Annotated in this window: 13 protein-coding genes and 1 tRNA gene; 10 read left to right on the forward strand and 4 right to left on the reverse strand. The window is 72.3% G+C overall.

The window, feature by feature from the left end:
* Position 1: 1 nt before the first annotated feature.
* Positions 2-1684 carry a thiamine pyrophosphate-binding protein gene (locus ACIBK5_RS05480; protein WP_399016502.1) on the reverse strand — a complete coding sequence of 561 codons (1683 nt, stop codon included), beginning with the start codon at positions 1682-1684 and terminating at the stop codon, positions 2-4.
* Positions 1685-1827: 143 nt separating this feature from the next.
* On the opposite strand from ACIBK5_RS05480, the gene sucC reads away from it, so the two are divergent.
* The 3 genes from sucC to ACIBK5_RS05495 are packed head-to-tail and all read left to right on the forward strand — an operon-like array spanning position 1828 to position 5486.
* Positions 1828-2958 carry an ADP-forming succinate--CoA ligase subunit beta gene (gene sucC, locus ACIBK5_RS05485; protein ID WP_399016503.1) on the forward strand — a complete coding sequence of 377 codons (1131 nt, stop codon included), beginning with the start codon at positions 1828-1830 and terminating at the stop codon, positions 2956-2958.
* 14 nt (positions 2959-2972) lie between these two features.
* Positions 2973-3905 (forward strand): succinate--CoA ligase subunit alpha, encoded by a 933-nt coding sequence (sucD, locus tag ACIBK5_RS05490; protein ID WP_399016505.1) that lies wholly within the window; start codon positions 2973-2975, stop codon positions 3903-3905.
* Between the two features lie 39 nt (positions 3906-3944).
* On the forward strand, positions 3945-5486 hold the full coding sequence (locus ACIBK5_RS05495; RefSeq protein ID WP_399016506.1) for an aldehyde dehydrogenase family protein: 1542 nt from the start codon (positions 3945-3947) through the stop codon (positions 5484-5486).
* 165 nt (positions 5487-5651) lie between these two features.
* Here the strand turns inward: ACIBK5_RS05495 and ACIBK5_RS05500 are convergent, their stop codons facing one another.
* Complete coding sequence (locus tag ACIBK5_RS05500) at positions 5652-6992, reverse strand: DUF2254 domain-containing protein (protein WP_399016508.1); 1341 nt, start codon at positions 6990-6992, stop codon at positions 5652-5654.
* 143 nt (positions 6993-7135) lie between these two features.
* On the opposite strand from ACIBK5_RS05500, the gene ACIBK5_RS05505 reads away from it, so the two are divergent.
* Positions 7136-7220: transfer RNA gene (locus ACIBK5_RS05505), tRNA-Leu, on the forward strand.
* Between the two features lie 84 nt (positions 7221-7304).
* Here the strand turns inward: ACIBK5_RS05505 and ACIBK5_RS05510 are convergent.
* Positions 7305-9041 carry a sigma-54-dependent Fis family transcriptional regulator gene (locus ACIBK5_RS05510; RefSeq protein ID WP_399016510.1) on the reverse strand — a complete coding sequence of 579 codons (1737 nt, stop codon included), beginning with the start codon at positions 9039-9041 and terminating at the stop codon, positions 7305-7307.
* Positions 9042-9229: 188 nt separating this feature from the next.
* Here ACIBK5_RS05510 and ACIBK5_RS05515 point away from each other — a divergent pair, with 188 nt between their 5' ends.
* From ACIBK5_RS05515 to ACIBK5_RS05535, 5 genes are all read left to right on the forward strand, one after another.
* Positions 9230-11014, forward strand: a complete 1785-nt coding sequence (locus ACIBK5_RS05515) for an FAD-dependent oxidoreductase (RefSeq protein ID WP_399016512.1) — start codon at positions 9230-9232, stop codon at positions 11012-11014.
* A gap of 108 nt (positions 11015-11122) precedes the next feature.
* Positions 11123-11992 (forward strand): intradiol ring-cleavage dioxygenase, encoded by an 870-nt coding sequence (locus ACIBK5_RS05520; RefSeq protein ID WP_399016514.1) that lies wholly within the window; start codon positions 11123-11125, stop codon positions 11990-11992.
* Positions 11989-13065: a maleylacetate reductase gene (locus ACIBK5_RS05525; RefSeq protein WP_399016516.1), complete on the forward strand. Its 1077-nt coding sequence runs from the start codon at positions 11989-11991 to the stop codon at positions 13063-13065. Before ACIBK5_RS05520 ends, ACIBK5_RS05525 begins: the two co-directional genes overlap by 4 nt.
* A 53-nt stretch (positions 13066-13118) precedes the next feature.
* On the forward strand, positions 13119-13985 hold the full coding sequence (locus ACIBK5_RS05530; protein WP_399016518.1) for a GNAT family N-acetyltransferase: 867 nt from the start codon (positions 13119-13121) through the stop codon (positions 13983-13985).
* 244 nt (positions 13986-14229) lie between these two features.
* Positions 14230-14469, forward strand: a complete 240-nt coding sequence (locus ACIBK5_RS05535) for a hypothetical protein (protein ID WP_399016520.1) — start codon at positions 14230-14232, stop codon at positions 14467-14469.
* Here the strand turns inward: ACIBK5_RS05535 and ACIBK5_RS05540 are convergent.
* Positions 14433-15470 (reverse strand): NAD(P)-dependent alcohol dehydrogenase, encoded by a 1038-nt coding sequence (locus ACIBK5_RS05540; RefSeq protein ID WP_399016522.1) that lies wholly within the window; start codon positions 15468-15470, stop codon positions 14433-14435. The two genes, ACIBK5_RS05535 and ACIBK5_RS05540, sit on opposite strands and share 37 nt — an antisense overlap.
* Before the next feature lie 95 nt (positions 15471-15565).
* Here ACIBK5_RS05540 and ACIBK5_RS05545 point away from each other — a divergent pair, with 95 nt between their 5' ends.
* Entirely contained in the window at positions 15566-16153 is a 588-nt protein-coding gene (locus tag ACIBK5_RS05545) for a TetR family transcriptional regulator (protein ID WP_399016524.1), read from the forward strand.
* Positions 16154-16165: the final 12 nt, after the last annotated feature.

Genomic DNA, 16165 nt, shown 5'->3' on the forward strand with positions numbered 1-16165 from the left:
CTCACTTGTACATGGTCTGGTTCATGGTTCCGGGGGCGTACGCGTCGGGGTCGACCCAGACGTTGATCAGCGACGGCTTGCCGGACTCGCGGGCGCGCCTGAGGGCGGGGCCGATGTCGGCGGGGTCGCGGACCTCCTCGCCGTGACCGCCCAGCATCTGGGCGAACTTGTCGTAGTGGACGTCGCCGAGGGTGTTGCCGACCCGCTCGCGGTCCTTGCCGTACTTGGCGGCCTGGCCGTAGCGGATCTGGTTCATGGAGGAGTTGTTGCCGACGATGCCGACGAAGGGGAGGTCGTAGCGGACGAGGGTCTCGAAGTCCCAGCCGGTCAGGGAGAACGCGCCGTCGCCGAAGAGCGCGACGACCTCCTTGTCGGGCCGCGCCTGCTTGGCCGCGAGCACGAAGGGGACGCCGACGCCGAGCGTGCCCAGGGGGCCCGGGTCCATCCAGTGCCCGGGTGACTTGGGCTGCACGACCTGCCCGGAGAAGGTGACGATGTCGCCGCCGTCGCCGATGTAGATCGAGTCCTCGGTGAGGAAGTCGTTGATCTCGCTGACCAGGCGGTACGGGTGGATGGGCGAGGCGTCGGACCTCAGGCTCGGCAGCCGCTTCTCCAGAGCGGTCTGCTCGGCCGCCCGCAGTTCGTCCAGCCACTCCTTGCGCCTGGACGCACCGCCGTTGACGCGTCCGGATGCCGCCTCGGTGACCGCCTTCAGCACCAGCCCGGCGTCGCCCACGATGCCGAGGTCGATGTCGCGGTTCTTGCCGACCGTGCGGTAGTCGAGGTCGATCTGCACGACGGTCGCCTCCGGCGACAGCCGCTTGCCGTAGCCCATGCGGAAGTCGAAGGGCGTACCGACGATGACGATGACGTCGGCGTTGGAGAAGGCGTACCGGCGGGACAGCTGGAAGTGGTGCGGGTCGCCCGGCGGGAGGGTGCCGCGGCCGGCGCCGTTCATGTACGCCGGGACGTTCAGGGTGCGCACCAGCTCGACGGCCGACTCGGTGCCCCGGGTCGTCCACACCTGGCTGCCGAGCAGGACGGCCGGCTTCTCGGCGTGCACCAGCAGGTCGGCGAGCTTCTCGATCGCCTCGGGGTCACCGGCCGAGCGGGTCGAGGCACGGTACGCGCCGGACTGCGGCACGCGCGCCTTGGCCGCTGGCACCTTGGCGTCCAGCACGTCGCGCGGGATCTCCAGGAAGGAAGGCCCGGGCGCGCCGTGGAAGCACTCACGGAAGGCCATGGACACCATGTCCGCGGCGCGCGCCGTGTCCGGCACGGTCGCCGCGAACTTGGTGATGGGGTTCATCATGTCGACGTGCGGCAGGTCCTGGAGGGACCCCATCTTGTGCTGGGTGAGGGCCCCCTGACCGCCGATCAGCAGCATGGGGGACTCGGCACGGAAGGCGTTGGCGACACCGGTGACGGCGTCGGTCGTCCCCGGGCCCGCGGTGACCACAGCGCAGCCGGGCTTGCCGGTGATGCGCGCGTAACCGTCGGCGGCATGGGCGGCGACCTGTTCGTGGCGTACGTCGACGACCTCGATGCCCTCGTCGACGCAGCCGTCGTAGATGTCGATGATGTGGCCGCCGCACAGCGTGTAGATGCGGTCGACCCCCTCGGCCTTCAGCGCCTTGGCTACGAGATGACCACCGGAAATCAAGTCCTGGGTGTCGTCGGGCATGGCGAAGTCCTGTCCCTTCGTAGGGGGTTGGAACGGCTCGCGGTACATTGCATACAGTCGACGAATACTGTATGAAGCTTGTTATCCCGCATCCGGTGGGTGGTGTCCAGGGGGCGTGCGGCACTTTCAGTCAGGAGCCGGAAATGGACCTGTACGAACACCAGGCAAGGGAACTCCTCGAAGAACACGGCATCTTGGTCCCGAGGGCCGAGGTCACCGCCTCGCCCGAGCAAGCCCGTGGGATCGCGCGCAGGCTCGGCGGCCGAGTCGTCGTCAAGGCCCAGGTGAAGACCGGTGGGCGCGGCAAGGCAGGCGGTGTGAAGCTCGCCGCCGACCCGGCGGCCGCGGAGCTGACCGCACGCCAGATCCTCGGTATGGACATCAAGGGCCACACGGTCGGCACGGTCATGCTCGCCCAACCCGTGGCCATCGAGCAGGAGTTCTACGCCTCCTACGTCCTCGACCGCGCTGCGGGCCGCTTCCTCGCCATCGCCTCGGCGGAGGGCGGCATGGACATAGAGGAGGTCGCCACCACCCGCCCCGAGGCCGTGGCGCGCATCCCCGTCGACCCCGCCGAGGGCGTGACCTCGGCGAAGGCGGGCGCGATCGCCGAGGCCGCCGGGCTGCCACCCCAGTGTGCCGACGTCCTCGTACGGCTGTGGGACGTCATGGTCCGGGAGGACGCCCTTCTCGTCGAGGTGAACCCGCTCGTCCGCACGGCAGAGGGCCGGATCATGGCCCTCGACGGCAAGGTCACCCTCGACGACAACGCCCGTTTCCGGCAGGCCCGCTGGGGTGCGGAGGGCGCGGCCCACGACGATCCGCTGGAAGCGGAGGCCGCCGCGAAGGGCCTCAACTACGTCAAGCTGGACGGCGAGGTCGGCGTCATCGGCAACGGCGCCGGGCTCGTCATGTCGACGCTCGACGTGGTGGCCGGGTGCGGCGCCCGCCCCGCCAACTTCCTCGACATCGGCGGCGGAGCGAGCGCCCAGGTCATGGCGGACGGACTGTCGCTCATCCTCTCCGACCCGGCCGTGAAGTCAGTCTTCGTCAATGTCTTCGGCGGGATCACCGCCTGCGACGCCGTCGCCGACGGCATCGTCCGGGCCCTGGACGCCGTCCGGCTGACCAAGCCGCTCGTCGTGCGCCTCGACGGCAACAACGCGGCCAGGGGCCGGGCCGTCCTCGGCGAGCACGCGCATCCGCTGGTGCAGCAGGTCACCACCATGGACGGCGCCGCCCGCCGCGCCGCCGAACTCGCCACCGCGGCCTGAGGAGAGGGAACGCCATGGCCATCTACCTCACCAAGGAGAGCAAGGTCCTCGTCCAGGGCATGACCGGCGGCGAGGGCATGAAGCACACCCGGCGCATGCTCGCGGCCGGCACGAACGTCGTCGGCGGCGTCAACCCGCGCAAGGCGGGCCGCACGGTCGACTTCGACGTCCCCCAGTGCCTTAAGGGCCTGGGAGGTGCCCCCAGTGCCGTGCCGGTCTTCGGCTCGGTCGCCGACGGCATGCGCGCCACCGGGGCGGATGTCACCGTCGTCTTCGTACCGCCGGCCTTCGCCAGGGCGGCCGTCGTCGAAGCGGCCGACGCGGGCATCGGCCTCGCGGTCGTCATCACCGAAGGCATCCCCGTCCACGACTCCGTCGCCTTCACCGCGTACGCCAGGGAGAAGGGCACCCGCGTCGTCGGGCCCAACTGCCCGGGGCTCATCACCCCCGGCCAGTCCAACGCGGGCATCATCCCGGCCGACATCAGCAAGCCGGGCCGGATCGGCCTGGTCTCCAAGTCGGGCACGCTGACGTACCAGCTCATGTACGAGCTGCGCGACATCGGCTTCTCGACCTGTGTCGGCATCGGTGGCGACCCGGTCGTCGGCACCACCCACATCGACTGCCTCGCCGCCTTCCAGGACGACCCCGACACCGAACTGATCGTCCTCATCGGCGAGATCGGCGGCGACGCGGAGGAGCGCGCGGCGGCGTACATCCGCGAGCACGTCACCAAGCCGGTCGTCGGCTACATCGCCGGGTTCACCGCGCCCGAGGGCAAGACCATGGGCCACGCGGGCGCGATCGTGTCCGGCTCGTCCGGTACCGCGCGGTCGAAGAAGGAGGCGCTGGAGGCGGCCGGGGTGAGCGTGGGAGGCACACCGACCGAGACCGCGAAACTCGTTCAGGCGCGCCTCGAAGGCCGTCAGCCGTCCACCTCAGGCTGACCCCCGCCCCCGACTGTGCACCGAGAGCGGAGCAACCCCATGGCACCCACCCTCACCCTCAAACCCGGCACGTCCTGGCCCGACGCGTGGCGGCGCTGCCTCGCCGTCGCGCCCGAGGCCTTCCGCGACGACCGGGTCCTCAACCTCTGGAACACCGCCTGGCAGGCGGACGGCAGGGTCCTGCCCGCCGTCAGCCCGGTCGACGGCAGCCCCGTCGCCGGCCCGCCGCGCCTGGACGGCGCCACCGCCCGCCAGGCCGTGCGCGCGGCCCTCGACCAGCACCGCGCCTGGCGGCACATCCCCCTGCCGGAGCGCAGGGCCCGCGTCGCCGCCACGCTCGACGCCCTCGCCGAACACCGCCGGCTGCTCGCCCTCCTGCTCGTCTGGGAGATCGGCAAGCCCTGGAAGCTCGCCCAGGCGGACGTCGACCGGGCCATCGACGGGGCCCGCTGGTACGTCGACGGCATCGAACCCATGGTCGCCGGACGGGCCCCGCTGGACGGCCCCGTGTCCAACATCGCCAGCTGGAACTACCCGATGAGCGTGCTCGTTCACGCATTACTGGTACAGGCACTGGCAGGCAACGCGGTCATCGCCAAGACCCCGACCGACGGCGGTGTCGCCTGCCTGACCCTGGCCAGTGCCCTCGCCGCGCGCGAGGGGATCCCCGTGACCCTCGTCAGCGGCAGCGGAGGCGAGCTGTCCCAGGCGCTGGTGCGGGCGCCCGAGATCGGCTGTGTCTCCTTCGTCGGCGGCCGCGACACCGGCGCCGCGGTGGCCACGGCCGTCGCCGACCTCGGCAAACGACACGTACTCGAACAGGAAGGACTCAACACCTGGGGCATCTGGAACTACTCGGACTGGGACGCGCTGACAGCGCTGATCCCCAAGCTCTTCGACTACGGCAAGCAGCGCTGCACGGCGTACCCGCGCTTCGTCGTCCAGCGGCACCTGTTCGACGCGTTCCTGGCGGCGTACCTCCCGGCGGTCCGCGACGTCAGGGTCGGCCACCCGCTCGCCGTCGAGAAGCCCGACGACCCGTACGCCGAGCTGGACTTCGGGCCGGTGATCAATGCCGCCAAGGCGAAGGAGCTCCAGGACCAGGTCGCCGAGGCGATCGAGCGCGGCGCCGTGCCACTGCACCGAGGCAGCCCGGCCGACGCCCGCTTCCTGCCCGGCCAGGACACCTCGGCCTACGTCCAGCCGGTCACACTCCTCAACCCGCCCTCGTCCTCTCCGCTGCACCACGCGGAGCCGTTCGGCCCGGTCGACACCATCGTCCTGGTCGACACGGAGGCGGAGCTGCTCGCCGCGATGAACGCCTCGAACGGCGCGCTCGTGGCCACGCTGTCCACCGACGACCGGGCCACCTATGAGCGACTCGCCCCGCACATCCGCGCCTTCAAGGTCGGCCACGGCAGGCCTCGCTCCCGGGGCGACCGCGAGGAGCTCTTCGGCGGGCTCGGCGCGTCCTGGCGCGGCGCGTTCGTCGGCGGCGAGCTGCTGGTGCGCGCGGTGACACGGGGACCGGCGGGGGAGCGGCTGCCGGGCAACTTCCCGGAGTACCAGCTCCTGCCGTGAGAAGGAGAGCGGCTGTGCCCGACGCCGGTTCGCCCGCGGTCTCACCCCCGTGGGCGCCGGCGTCGGACATCGCCGCCGTGGCGCACGGCCGTTGCTCTGAGCCGTTGCTCTAAGCCGTTGCCCACGGCCGATCGACCGCTCGGCCGACGCCGTCAGGCGGTGCCTTCAGCCGATGCCCTGTCGGTCCGGGCGCAGGGCGAACGCGCGGTCCGACGGGAACTGTTCGGCCTGGTCGACCGCCTGGCGCAGCAGTTCGCGGTGGCGCAGCAGCGGCTCCCGCCGTTCCGCCGGCACGAGCAGGAGCAGGTCGTCCAGTCCGGCCAGCATGCGCCGGGAGACCTGCGGACTTCCGATGGCGCACGCCCGTACCTCGGTGAACCCCAGATCCACCAGCTCGGTCCACCCCGGCACGGGCTGCACCAGCCGCACCGCACCGGCCCGGTCCCGGTGCAGGGCGGCGTCCAGCGGGCGCCGGCTCAGCGAGGCCAGGAACTGGATGATGCGGTCAAGCGCCTGGACGGCGGTCGTCGGATCGTTGATCGCGGGCGACAGGGCGCGCAGCGCGATGTCGGACAACTGGCGCAAGCCGAAGCCGAGATCCTGGTGGTAGGTCCGCTCCACCCCGACCGAGGCCGTGTAGCGCAGCGCCCCGCGCGGCGGGGCCGGCCCCCCGTGGACGGCCAGCACGGGCGTACCGGGCACCACGAAGTCCCCGATCCGGGGGATCAGCCGCAGCACGACCCCGTGCTTGCGCGCCACCCGCACCAGCCGCGCGATGTGCACGTCCCGCAGCACACCCGCCCGGCCCTCGTGCGGAACCCACGCGGTCGCGGAGCCGAGGAGGGCGGCTTCGTGCCCGTCGTCCCCGCCCCTCGGCACGGGCATCGAGGCGGCCACCCGGAAGGACTCCGTGGCGATCCGCGCGATGACATGGCTGATCCGCATCAGCCGCAGGGTGGTGTTCACGTACAGCACGAAGAGGAACAGGCTCAGCGCGACCATGCAGAGCGTGAGGACCGACTGCACCAGCGGCACCGACGTCACGGCCCGGGGGTCGTCGGCGGTGTCGAAGGAGGTCAGCACCAGCAGGGTCAGCACGAAGGTCGCCAGGAACACCGCGAAGGTCGCCTTGGTGATCCGGCTCCGCACGAAGAGCCGCACCACACGCGGGGTGAACTGCCCGCTCGCCATCTGCACGGCCACCAGCGAGATGCTGAAGACCACACCGATGAAGGTCATCATCGCCGAGCCGACCGCGGTCACTACGGCCTTCGCGTCCTCCGCGAACCGCAGCAGCTCGTCCAGCGTCTCGTAGTCGCCGTCCTCCTGGAGCGCGTCGACGATGACCGTGTCGAGCACCTGCGCCCCCGCCCAGACCACGAAGACGCTCACCATGGCCAGGGTGGGAGCGAACCAGAACGTGTCCCGCAGGTGCTCCCTGAGCGGCGACAGCGCACGCGGGCGACGACCCGGTGCGGGGCTCTGCGCAACCATCCAGTCACTCATGGTGCCGACCCTAGGGGTATCGGGCCGCGAGGTCCCGGACCCCCGCCAGGCGGACGGAAACGCAGGTGAAAGGCACTCCGAAACCTTGGTATTGTTGTCCATGTCGCCGCGGGGAACACCCCTGGCAAGGCGACGGACACCTGGTCCGGGTGGCGGAATGGCAGACGCGCTAGCTTGAGGTGCTAGTGCCCTTTATCGGGCGTGGGGGTTCAAGTCCCCCCTCGGACACAGACCGGCTCGGGCGGGTCGAGGTTCTCCTCGACCCGCCCGAGCTGTTGTGCGTGGTCCACCCTTCCCGGATGCCCCGGTCGCTCAGTCCCGGTACCCCCGCAGCTTCCGGTAGAGCGTCGCCCGGCCGATGCCCAGCGCGGCCGCCGCGCGGGCCTTGTTGCCGCCGTGGCGGCGCAGTGCCTCCAGGATCGCGGCGCGCTCGGCGTGCTCCATCGGGCTGAGGGGCCGCGCGGCCGGGCCTTCGCGCACCGGGTCCGGGAGTTCGGCCCGGCGGACCGGGCCGGACATCCGCCGCTGCTCCGCCAGGGCCCGGACGACATGCGCCAGCTCGGTGACGTTCCCCGGCCACGGGTGCAGCTCGAGCGCGCGCAGGGCGTCCAGGGTCCAGGTCAGCGGGGGCTGTCCGGGCACCGGGCGAGGCGCGAGGACCGGCAGCAGTTCCCGGATGTCCTCGGCGCGTTCCCGCAGTGGGGGCAGGGTCACCGAGCGGGCGGACAGTTTGTCCAGCAGACGCTGCAGGCAGGGGCCGACCGGCGCGCCGGGCGTGTAGGTCACCAGGACGCGGGCGTCAGGGCGCGTGTCGAGCAGGGAGTTGAGCGCGGCGACGCCCGGCTGTTCGAGGCGCTCGGCGTGCCGCAGCAGGAGCGGCCGGTCGGCCGGCCACGCGGTCAGGGCCCCGGCGAGCCCGGAGTCCCGCGCCGCGTCGGCGACCCGGACGGCGCCCTGGCCGAGCAACTCCCGGGCCAGCGCGGACTTGCCGGTTCCGCGCTCACCGGTCAGCAGCAGCGGCTCCGGGGAGCGCGCCAGTTCGACGGCACATGTGACCGCGTGCCGCCAGGGGACCGAGGAACCGGTGAGGGTGACGGGAGAGCGGGGCGGGGCCGGCGTCGACGGCGGGGAATCGCCGAGCCGTTCCAGGACGGCGACGACCCCGAGGACCGTACCGTCGTCCAGACGCACGGGCGTGATCCGGGCGGTGCACCCGGCGCTCTCGGCCACGGCCGCCGCTTCCGCGGTGGCGTCCCCACGCCGCGCGCTCACCGCCGTACGCTCCAGTGCCTCGAGCACCCCGGGTGTCAGCAGTCGCTGCGCTGCGTCGCTGACCAGCCGATTGCGGCCGTCCAGGGCGACCACGGCCGGGTCCGCCCCGCACACCGTGTCGGCCGCCGCCCGCAGATACGCGTCCAGCAGCACCCGCTCGGCCCGGCCCGCCCGCGCGCGCAGTTCCGTCTCGACCGCGGCCGCGGCGGCCTCGGCGAGTGCCGCCTGCGGATGGGGCGAACGCGCGGTGGCCAGCCCTGCCGCCACGGTCACCGTGCCGAGCACCTGGGCACCCTCCGGGTCGAGCACCGGAACGGACACCGCGGACACGTCCTGCCACCGGTCGAGGAAGTGCTCCGGCCCGTGCATCTCGGCCCGGCGCCGGGTCCGCAGGGCGAGGGCCGCGCTGTTGTCGCCGACCTCCTGCTCGGACAGGACGGGGCACGTCTCGAGCCCGGGCACGCTCCCCGCCGTCCAGAGCACGCGCAGCCGCTCGTCGGTGAGGGCGAGGAGCGACCTGCCGGCGCCCAGGGCGGGGACGATCCGTTCGAGCACCGGGCGGGCGGCGTCGAGCAGGGCCGAATCCACCGGTCGTACGGGACGGGCCGCCGGTTCCCTCAAGTCGTGCGGCACCCCGAAGAACCGCGCCCGTCGCCACGCCGCGGCGATCTCCTCCGGTACGCCGTCGGGCAACGGGCGCCCCGTCAGGAAGCGTTCACGCGCGTCGTACAGCGAGGAGAGGGCGGTGGCGGCGGGAGTGTGCTCTGTGGTGGTCACGACATGTCCACCGTATCGGGTTCCGTTGAACGGACAACAACTGCCGTGTCCGGAACGTCCGGCGCGGACGGTGTCTCGCAACCGGCGCGGACGGTGTCTCGTAACCGGCGCGGACGATTCTCGCACCGGCGCACACGCTGTCTCGTAATGAGACACCCGCCTCCCGTCGATCCCCTCCATGATCATGAATGGCCGAAGTCCGATTCCCCCCGCAGGAGCGCCCCGTGTCCACCGTCGTCGAGACCGACGTCCTGATCGTGGGCAGCGGCCCGGCCGGTGCCTCGGCCGCGCTCGCCCTGAGCACCTACGGCGTGCCCAACCTCGTGGTGACCCGCTACGCGAGTCTCGCCGACACGCCCCGCGCGCACATCACCAACCAGCGCACCATGGAGGTGCTGCGCGATCTCGGCGTGGAGCAGGAGGTCGTCGCGCAGGCGACCCCGCAGCACCTGATGGGCAACACCACCTTCTGCACCAGCCTGGCCGGCGAGGAACTGGGCCGGGTGCGCTCCTGGGGCAACGACCCGCTCGTCCAGGCGGAACACGAACTCGCCAGCCCCACCCGCATGTGCGACATGCCGCAGCACCTCATGGAGCCGGTCCTCGTGAACGCGGCCGTCGCCCGTGGCACCCAGCTCCGCTTCAAGAACGAGTACCTCTCCCACACCCAGGACGCGGACGGCGTCACGGCCACCGTCCGCGACCGGCTGCGCGGGGACACCTACGAGATCCGCGCCAAGTACCTGATCGGCGCCGACGGCGGACGGTCGAAGGTCGCCGCGGACGCCGGGCTGCCGATGGGCGGCCAGATGGGCGTGGCCGGCAGCGTCAACATCGTCTTCGAGGCGGACCTGACGAAGTACACCGCGCACCGTCCGTCCACCCTGTACTGGGTCCTCGCGCCCGGAGCGACGGTCGGCGGCATCGGCGCGGGTCTGGTGCGCTGCGTCCGGCCATGGAACGAGTGGCTGATCGTGTGGGGCTACGACGTCACCGCGGGCGCCCCGGATCTGACCACCGAGTACGCGGAATCCGTCGTCCGGGGGCTCGTCGGCGACGAAGACATCCCCGTGACCATCAAGTCGTCCTCCGCCTGGACGGTCAACGAGATGTACGCGGAGAGGTACGCGAGCGGCCGCGTCTTCTGCGCCGGCGACGCGGTGCACCGCCACCCGCCGTCCAACGGCCTCGGCTCCAACACCTCCATCCAGGACGCCTACAACCTGGCCTGGAAGCTCAAGCTCGTCCTCGACGGCACCGCCGGGCCCGCCCTGCTGGACTCCTACACCGCCGAGCGCGCCCCGGTCGGGCGGCAGATCGTCACCCGAGCCAACCAGTCCATCCGCGAGACCGCCCCGGTCTTCGAGGCCCTCGACGGGCTCACCCCGCAGACCCCCGAGCAGCTCTGGGCCAACATCGCCGCCCGCAAGGACGCCACCGAGGCGGCCGAGAAGCAGCGGGCCGAGCTGCGCGAGGCGATCGCCTTCAAGGTGTACGAGTTCAACGCGCACGGCGTCGACCTCAACCAGCGCTATCCCGCCGAGAGCTCCGCCGCGATCGTCCCGGACGGCACGTCCGACCCCGGCTTCGCCCGCGACCCCGAGCTGCACCACCAGCCGTCCTCCCGCCCCGGTGCCCGGCTCCCGCACGCCTGGATCACCTCCGGCACCCGCACGCTCTCCACCCTCGACACCGTCGGCCGGGGCCGCTTCACGCTGCTGACCGGCATCGGGGGAGAGGACTGGGTGCGCGCGGCCGGGGCCCAGGACATCGAGATCGCCACCGTGGTGATCGGCCCCGGGCAGCAGTACGAGGACCCGTACGGCGACTGGGCGCGGCTGCGCGAGATCACGGACACCGGCGCCCTCCTCGTACGCCCCGACGGCTTCGTCGCGTTCCGGCACGCGTCCGTTGCTCCGGACGCCGGAGAACTGCTCGCGGACGCGCTGCGGCGGATCCTCGGTCACGCCTGAGCGCGCCATCATGGAAGCAGCGGACGCGATCACGGAAGCAGCGGACGCGATCCGGGAAGCAGCGGACGCCATCGGGCAAGAAGCCGACGCCGACGACGAGGAGCCGGGATGACCACCGACGCGACCGGGGCCGACGTCACCGAGCAGGCCCTCGTCAGCCTCCGCGCGACCGCAGACCCGCGGCTGCGCGAGCTGCTCACCGGACTCGTCCGCCATCTGCACGACTTCGCGCGGGAGACCCGGCTCACCCAGGAGGAGTGGGACCGGGCGATCGCCTTTCTGACGGCGACCGGGCAGGCCTGTACCGACACCCGGCAGGAGTTCATCCTGCTGTCGGACGTGCTCGGCCTGTCCATGCTCGTGGAGACCGTCAACGGCGACCGTGCGCCCGGGGCCACCGAGCCGACCGTGCTGGGCCCCTTCCACATGACCGAGTCGCCGGTCCGTGCACTCGGCGACGACATCGACCTGGTGGGCGGCGGCGAGCCGTGCGTGGTCAGCGGCCGGGTGCTGGCACGGGACGGCACACCGCTGCCCGGCGCCGTCGTCGACGTCTGGCAGGCCGACGACAAGGGCTTCTACGACGTCCAGCAGCCCGGCGTCCAGCCCGCCGGCAACGGACGCGGGCTGTTCACCGCCGACGCCGAGGGCCGCTTCTGGTTCCGCACCTGCGTTCCGGCCGCGTACCCCATCCCCACCGACGGTCCGGTCGGCGGTGTGCTGCGCGCGACCGGACGGCACCCCTACCGTCCCGCGCACATCCACTTCATCGCCACGGCCGAGGGGCACACGCCCGTCACCACCCACATCTTCGTGGCGGGCGGCGAGTACCTGGAGTCCGACGCGGTGTTCGCCGTGAAGCAGAGCCTGGTCAAGGACTTCACGGAGACCGACGACCCCTCCCTGGCGACAAGGTTCGGTGTTCCGAACCCGTTCCGGCTCGCCCGCTTCGACCTCGTCCTGGAGCGTGCCGAATGACGTTCCGCAGCGAGTTCTCGTACGAGACCCGGCCCGTACGGGTCGTCTTCCGGCCCGGCGCTGCCGTCACCGCGACCCCGGACGAGGCCGCCCGTCTGGGCCTGCGGCGACTGCTGGTGGTCTGCGGCAGCCGGGGCGAAACGGTCGCCCGCGCGGTCGCGGACGCGCTCGGCGACACCTGTGCGGGACTGCACGCCGAGGCCCGGATGCACGTGCCCGCCGAGGACGCCGACCGGGCCGTCGAGGTGGCGCGCGCGGCCGGGGCGGACGGGTGCGTCGCGGTCGGCGGCGGTTCCGCGATCGGGCTCGGCAAGGCCATCGCCCTGCGCACCGGGCTGCCGCTGATCGCCGTGCCGTCGACCTACTCGGGGTCCGAGATGACGCCGGTCTGGGGCCTGACCGAGCACGGCGCCAAGCGCACCGGCCGCGACCCGGTCGTCCAGCCCCGCAGCGTCGTCTACGACCCCCGGCTCACCCTCTCCCTGCCCCTGCCGCTGACCGTCACCAGCGGCGTCAACGCGCTGGCGCACGCCGTCGAGGCGCTGTACGCCCCGGACGCCTCGCCGTTGGTCTCGGTCATGGCCGAGGAGGGCGTACGGGCGATGGCCGGGGCGCTGCCGCACCTGGCCGCCGACCCGCGGGACCTGGACGCGCGCAGCCGGGCGCTGTACGCGGCGTGGCTGTGCGGCGCGTGCCTCGGCGCGACGACGATGGGGCTGCACCACAAGATGTGCCACGTGCTGGGCGGCACCTTCGGGCTGCCGCACGCCGAGACGCACACCGTGGTGCTGCCGTACGCCCTGGCCTACAACGCCCCCGCCGCCCCGCAGGCGTTGGCCGTACTGCGGCGGGCCCTCGGCGCCGACGACGTGCCGCGCGCCCTGTGGGAGCTGGCCGGACGCCTCGGCGCACCGCGGTCCCTCGCCGAACTCGGCCTCACGGAAGCGGACGTGGCACCGGCGGCGGCCCGGGTCGCGGGCGAGCCGTACGCCAACCCGCGCCCGGTGACGGCGGACGGGGCCCTGGCGGTGCTGCGGGCGGCGTACGAGGGAGGGCCGCCGGAGCCCGCCTAGAGCCGATGGGAAACCGGGTGCGGGCTGCCGGTCCTGTGGTGTGTGATCGGGACATGGCGATTGTCTTGGGCGAGCCCGAAGTCAACGGGCTGAGCGAGGCCGTGGGCGTGCTGCGGGAGTGGCAGTACGAGGGAGCGCCGACGCAACTGCATCCGGGTGACCTGGGCTGGTTCTGGCGGTCGGGTGCGGAAGCGACCGCCGCGGCGGTCCGGACCTGGAGCCGGGACGGACGGATCCTCGCCGTCGGTCTGCTGGACGGGCCCGGCCTGCTACGGCTGACGATCGCGCCCGCCGCCCGTCGGGACGAGGAGCTGGCACGGCAGCTGGTCGCGGACGTGACGGAGCCGGAACGCGGCGTGCTGCCCGAGGGGAAGGCGAACATCGAGGCACCGACGGGTGCGATGCTCCAGGACCTGCTGAGCGACGAGGGCTGGCAGATCGACGAGCCGTGGACCCCGCTGCGTCGCGACCTCACGGAGCCGGTGGAGGACCCGGGCGTGCGGATCGAGGTGGCCGGGCCGGAGCGGGCGGGGGTGCGGACCGCCGTGCAGCGGGCGTCGTTCGACGCGTCGACGTTCACGGACGAGCACTGGCACGCGATGGCGGCCGGAGTGCCGTACGCCGACGCCCGGTGTCTGGTCGCCTACGACGACGGGGGCAACGCGGTGGCGGCGGTGACGGTGTGGTCGGCCGGTCCGGGCAGGCCCGGGCTGCTCGAACCGATGGGCGTGCACCGGGAACATCGCGGTCAGGGCTACGGCAAGGCGATCACCGTCGCCGCGGCGGCCGCACTCCAGGAACTGGGCTCTTCGAGCGCGCTCGTCTGCACCCCGAGCTCCAACGTCGGCGCCGTCGCCACCTACAAGGCGGCCGGCTTCCGGCAACGCCCCGAGGTCCGGGACCGATACCGGCCCGCCTAGGCCAGTTGGGAAGGTTCCCAGAACCCCACCAGGACGGGCCGCTGACCGTCCGCGAGTTGTGGTGGGGCGTCCGCCGGCGCTTTCTCGCCGCCCTCGCTGTCAACGCGCTGACCGGGCTGGCTGTGGGCGCCGTAGAGCTGGCGGCCTTGGTGCTGTGGGCCCTTGCCGAGAGCAGCGAGGTGCCGGGTGTCGGGCCCACGCCGCTGGGCGGAACCGCGTTCCCGCACACGGACTGGTGGGCTGGGTGCTGCCATCGCCGTGGGGTGCCTCGGCCCGCTGCTGTACTCCCGCCTGGCGCCGGCCGCCGAATGTGTGGATCACCGGCGTGCTGGTGCTGATCCTGCCCACAGCCGTGGCGCTGCTCCTGCTGCCCCCGCTGGCCATGCCGCTGGTGTGCGCTGTGTTCGCGCGTCTGCACGGGGATCTGAGCGCACGTGAGGAGGCCTCTCAGTCCAGGTCGGACATGTCGAGTACGAAGCGGTAGCGGACGTCGCCTCGCCGTAGGCGGTCGAGGGCCTCGTTCACTTGTGCCGAGGGGAGCAGTTCGATGTCGGCGGTGATGCCGTGCTCGGCGCAGAAGTGCAGCATGGCGGCGGTCGCGGGCGTGCCGCCGCTGCCCGCGGAGCTGAGCTTCTTGCGCCCGATGAGCAGGTCGAGGGTCTCCACGGTGACGGGTCCCAGGTGCCCGAGATGGCTGAGCGTGCCGTCCATGGCGACCAGGCGCAGGTAGGGGCCGAGATCGTGCGGGGAGGAGATGGTGTCGATGACGACGTCGAACCGGCCGCGGGCGCCGGCCATCTGCTCGGGATCCGTGGAGACGAGGAGACCGCGGGCGCCGAGACGACGGGCGTCGCCGGCCTTGTCCGGTGAACGACTGATGACCGTGGTGTCGGCGCCGAGCGCCACCGCCATCTTGACGGCGAGGTGGCCCAGGCCGCCGAGTCCCGCCACGGCGACGCGGGTTCCCTGCCCTGCCCCGAGGGCGCGCAGCGGCTCCCAGACCGTGATCCCGGCGCAGAGCAGGGGAGCGGCGGCGGCCGGATCCAGACCGGCGGGAAGCGGGTGGGCGAAGCGGTCGCGGACGACGTACTCGCGGGAGTAGCCCCCCAGGGTGACCGATCCGTCCTGGCGGTCGGTGCCGTCGTAGGTCAGGGTCGGGAAGGAGTGACAGAAGTTCTCCTGGCCGGCCCGGCACATGGCGCATTCGCCGCACGAATCGACGATGTTGCCGACCGCGACGGGGTCGCCGGCGGTGAAGCGGGTGACGGCGGGGCCGGTCTCGGTCACCACGCCCGTGAACTCGTGCCCAGGCACCAGGCGTCGGCCCCCTTCGCGAGCACTGACGGCGTGCAGATCGGTGTGGCAGACACCGCAGTAGTCCACCCGGACGGCGAGGTCGTCGGGGCGCAGGTCACGCCGTTCCAGAGGCGCCCGTCGCAGGGTCGGCGAGGGACCTTCCACTTGCCAGCCGACGGTGTTCCTCATGACGCCTCCCCATAGACAGACTGGTTGGTCTATTTCAAAGTAGGGCCATCTGACCCAGGAGGCAAACCAACTGTTCTGTTTGGTAGCGTGAGGGCATGGCCGATCAGCCCCTGACCGCGCGCGGAGCCGCCACGTACCAGCGCATCCTCGACGTGGCGACCCAGGAGTTCGCCGAGCACGGGATCGCCGGAGCGCGCGTCGAACGGATCGTGGCCGCCGCGCGCACCAACAAGGCGCAGCTCTACGCCTACTTCGGCAGCAAGGAAGGGCTCTTCGACGCCATCTTCCTCGGCTCCCTGGAGCGGATCGTGAACGTCGTCCCGATCGACGCCGCCGACCTCGCGGACTGGGCCGTACGCCTCTACGACGAGTACCTCCGCCGCCCCGACCTCATCCGGCTGGCCACCTGGGCCCGCCTTGAGCGGCGCCCGGCCGGCCACCTGGTCGACGACCCCGACCGCCTCGAGGACCACAAGCTGCGCGCCATCGCCGAGGCCCAAGCCGCCGGACTGGTACGCCAGGGAGACCCGTTCGACGTGATGGCCATGGTGATCGCGATGTCCATGGCCTGGTCACCGGTCAGCAATGTCTACGCGGCGACCGCACAGGAGCCCCCCGAACTGCACGAGCAGCGTCGCGCCCTGCTCCACGAGAGCGTCCGCCGCGCCATGACGGCCGGCTGAGGCCAAGTCCGC

It is taken from the genome of Streptomyces sp. NPDC050546 (assembly GCF_044457425.1).
Lineage (GTDB): Bacteria > Actinomycetota > Actinomycetes > Streptomycetales > Streptomycetaceae > Streptomyces.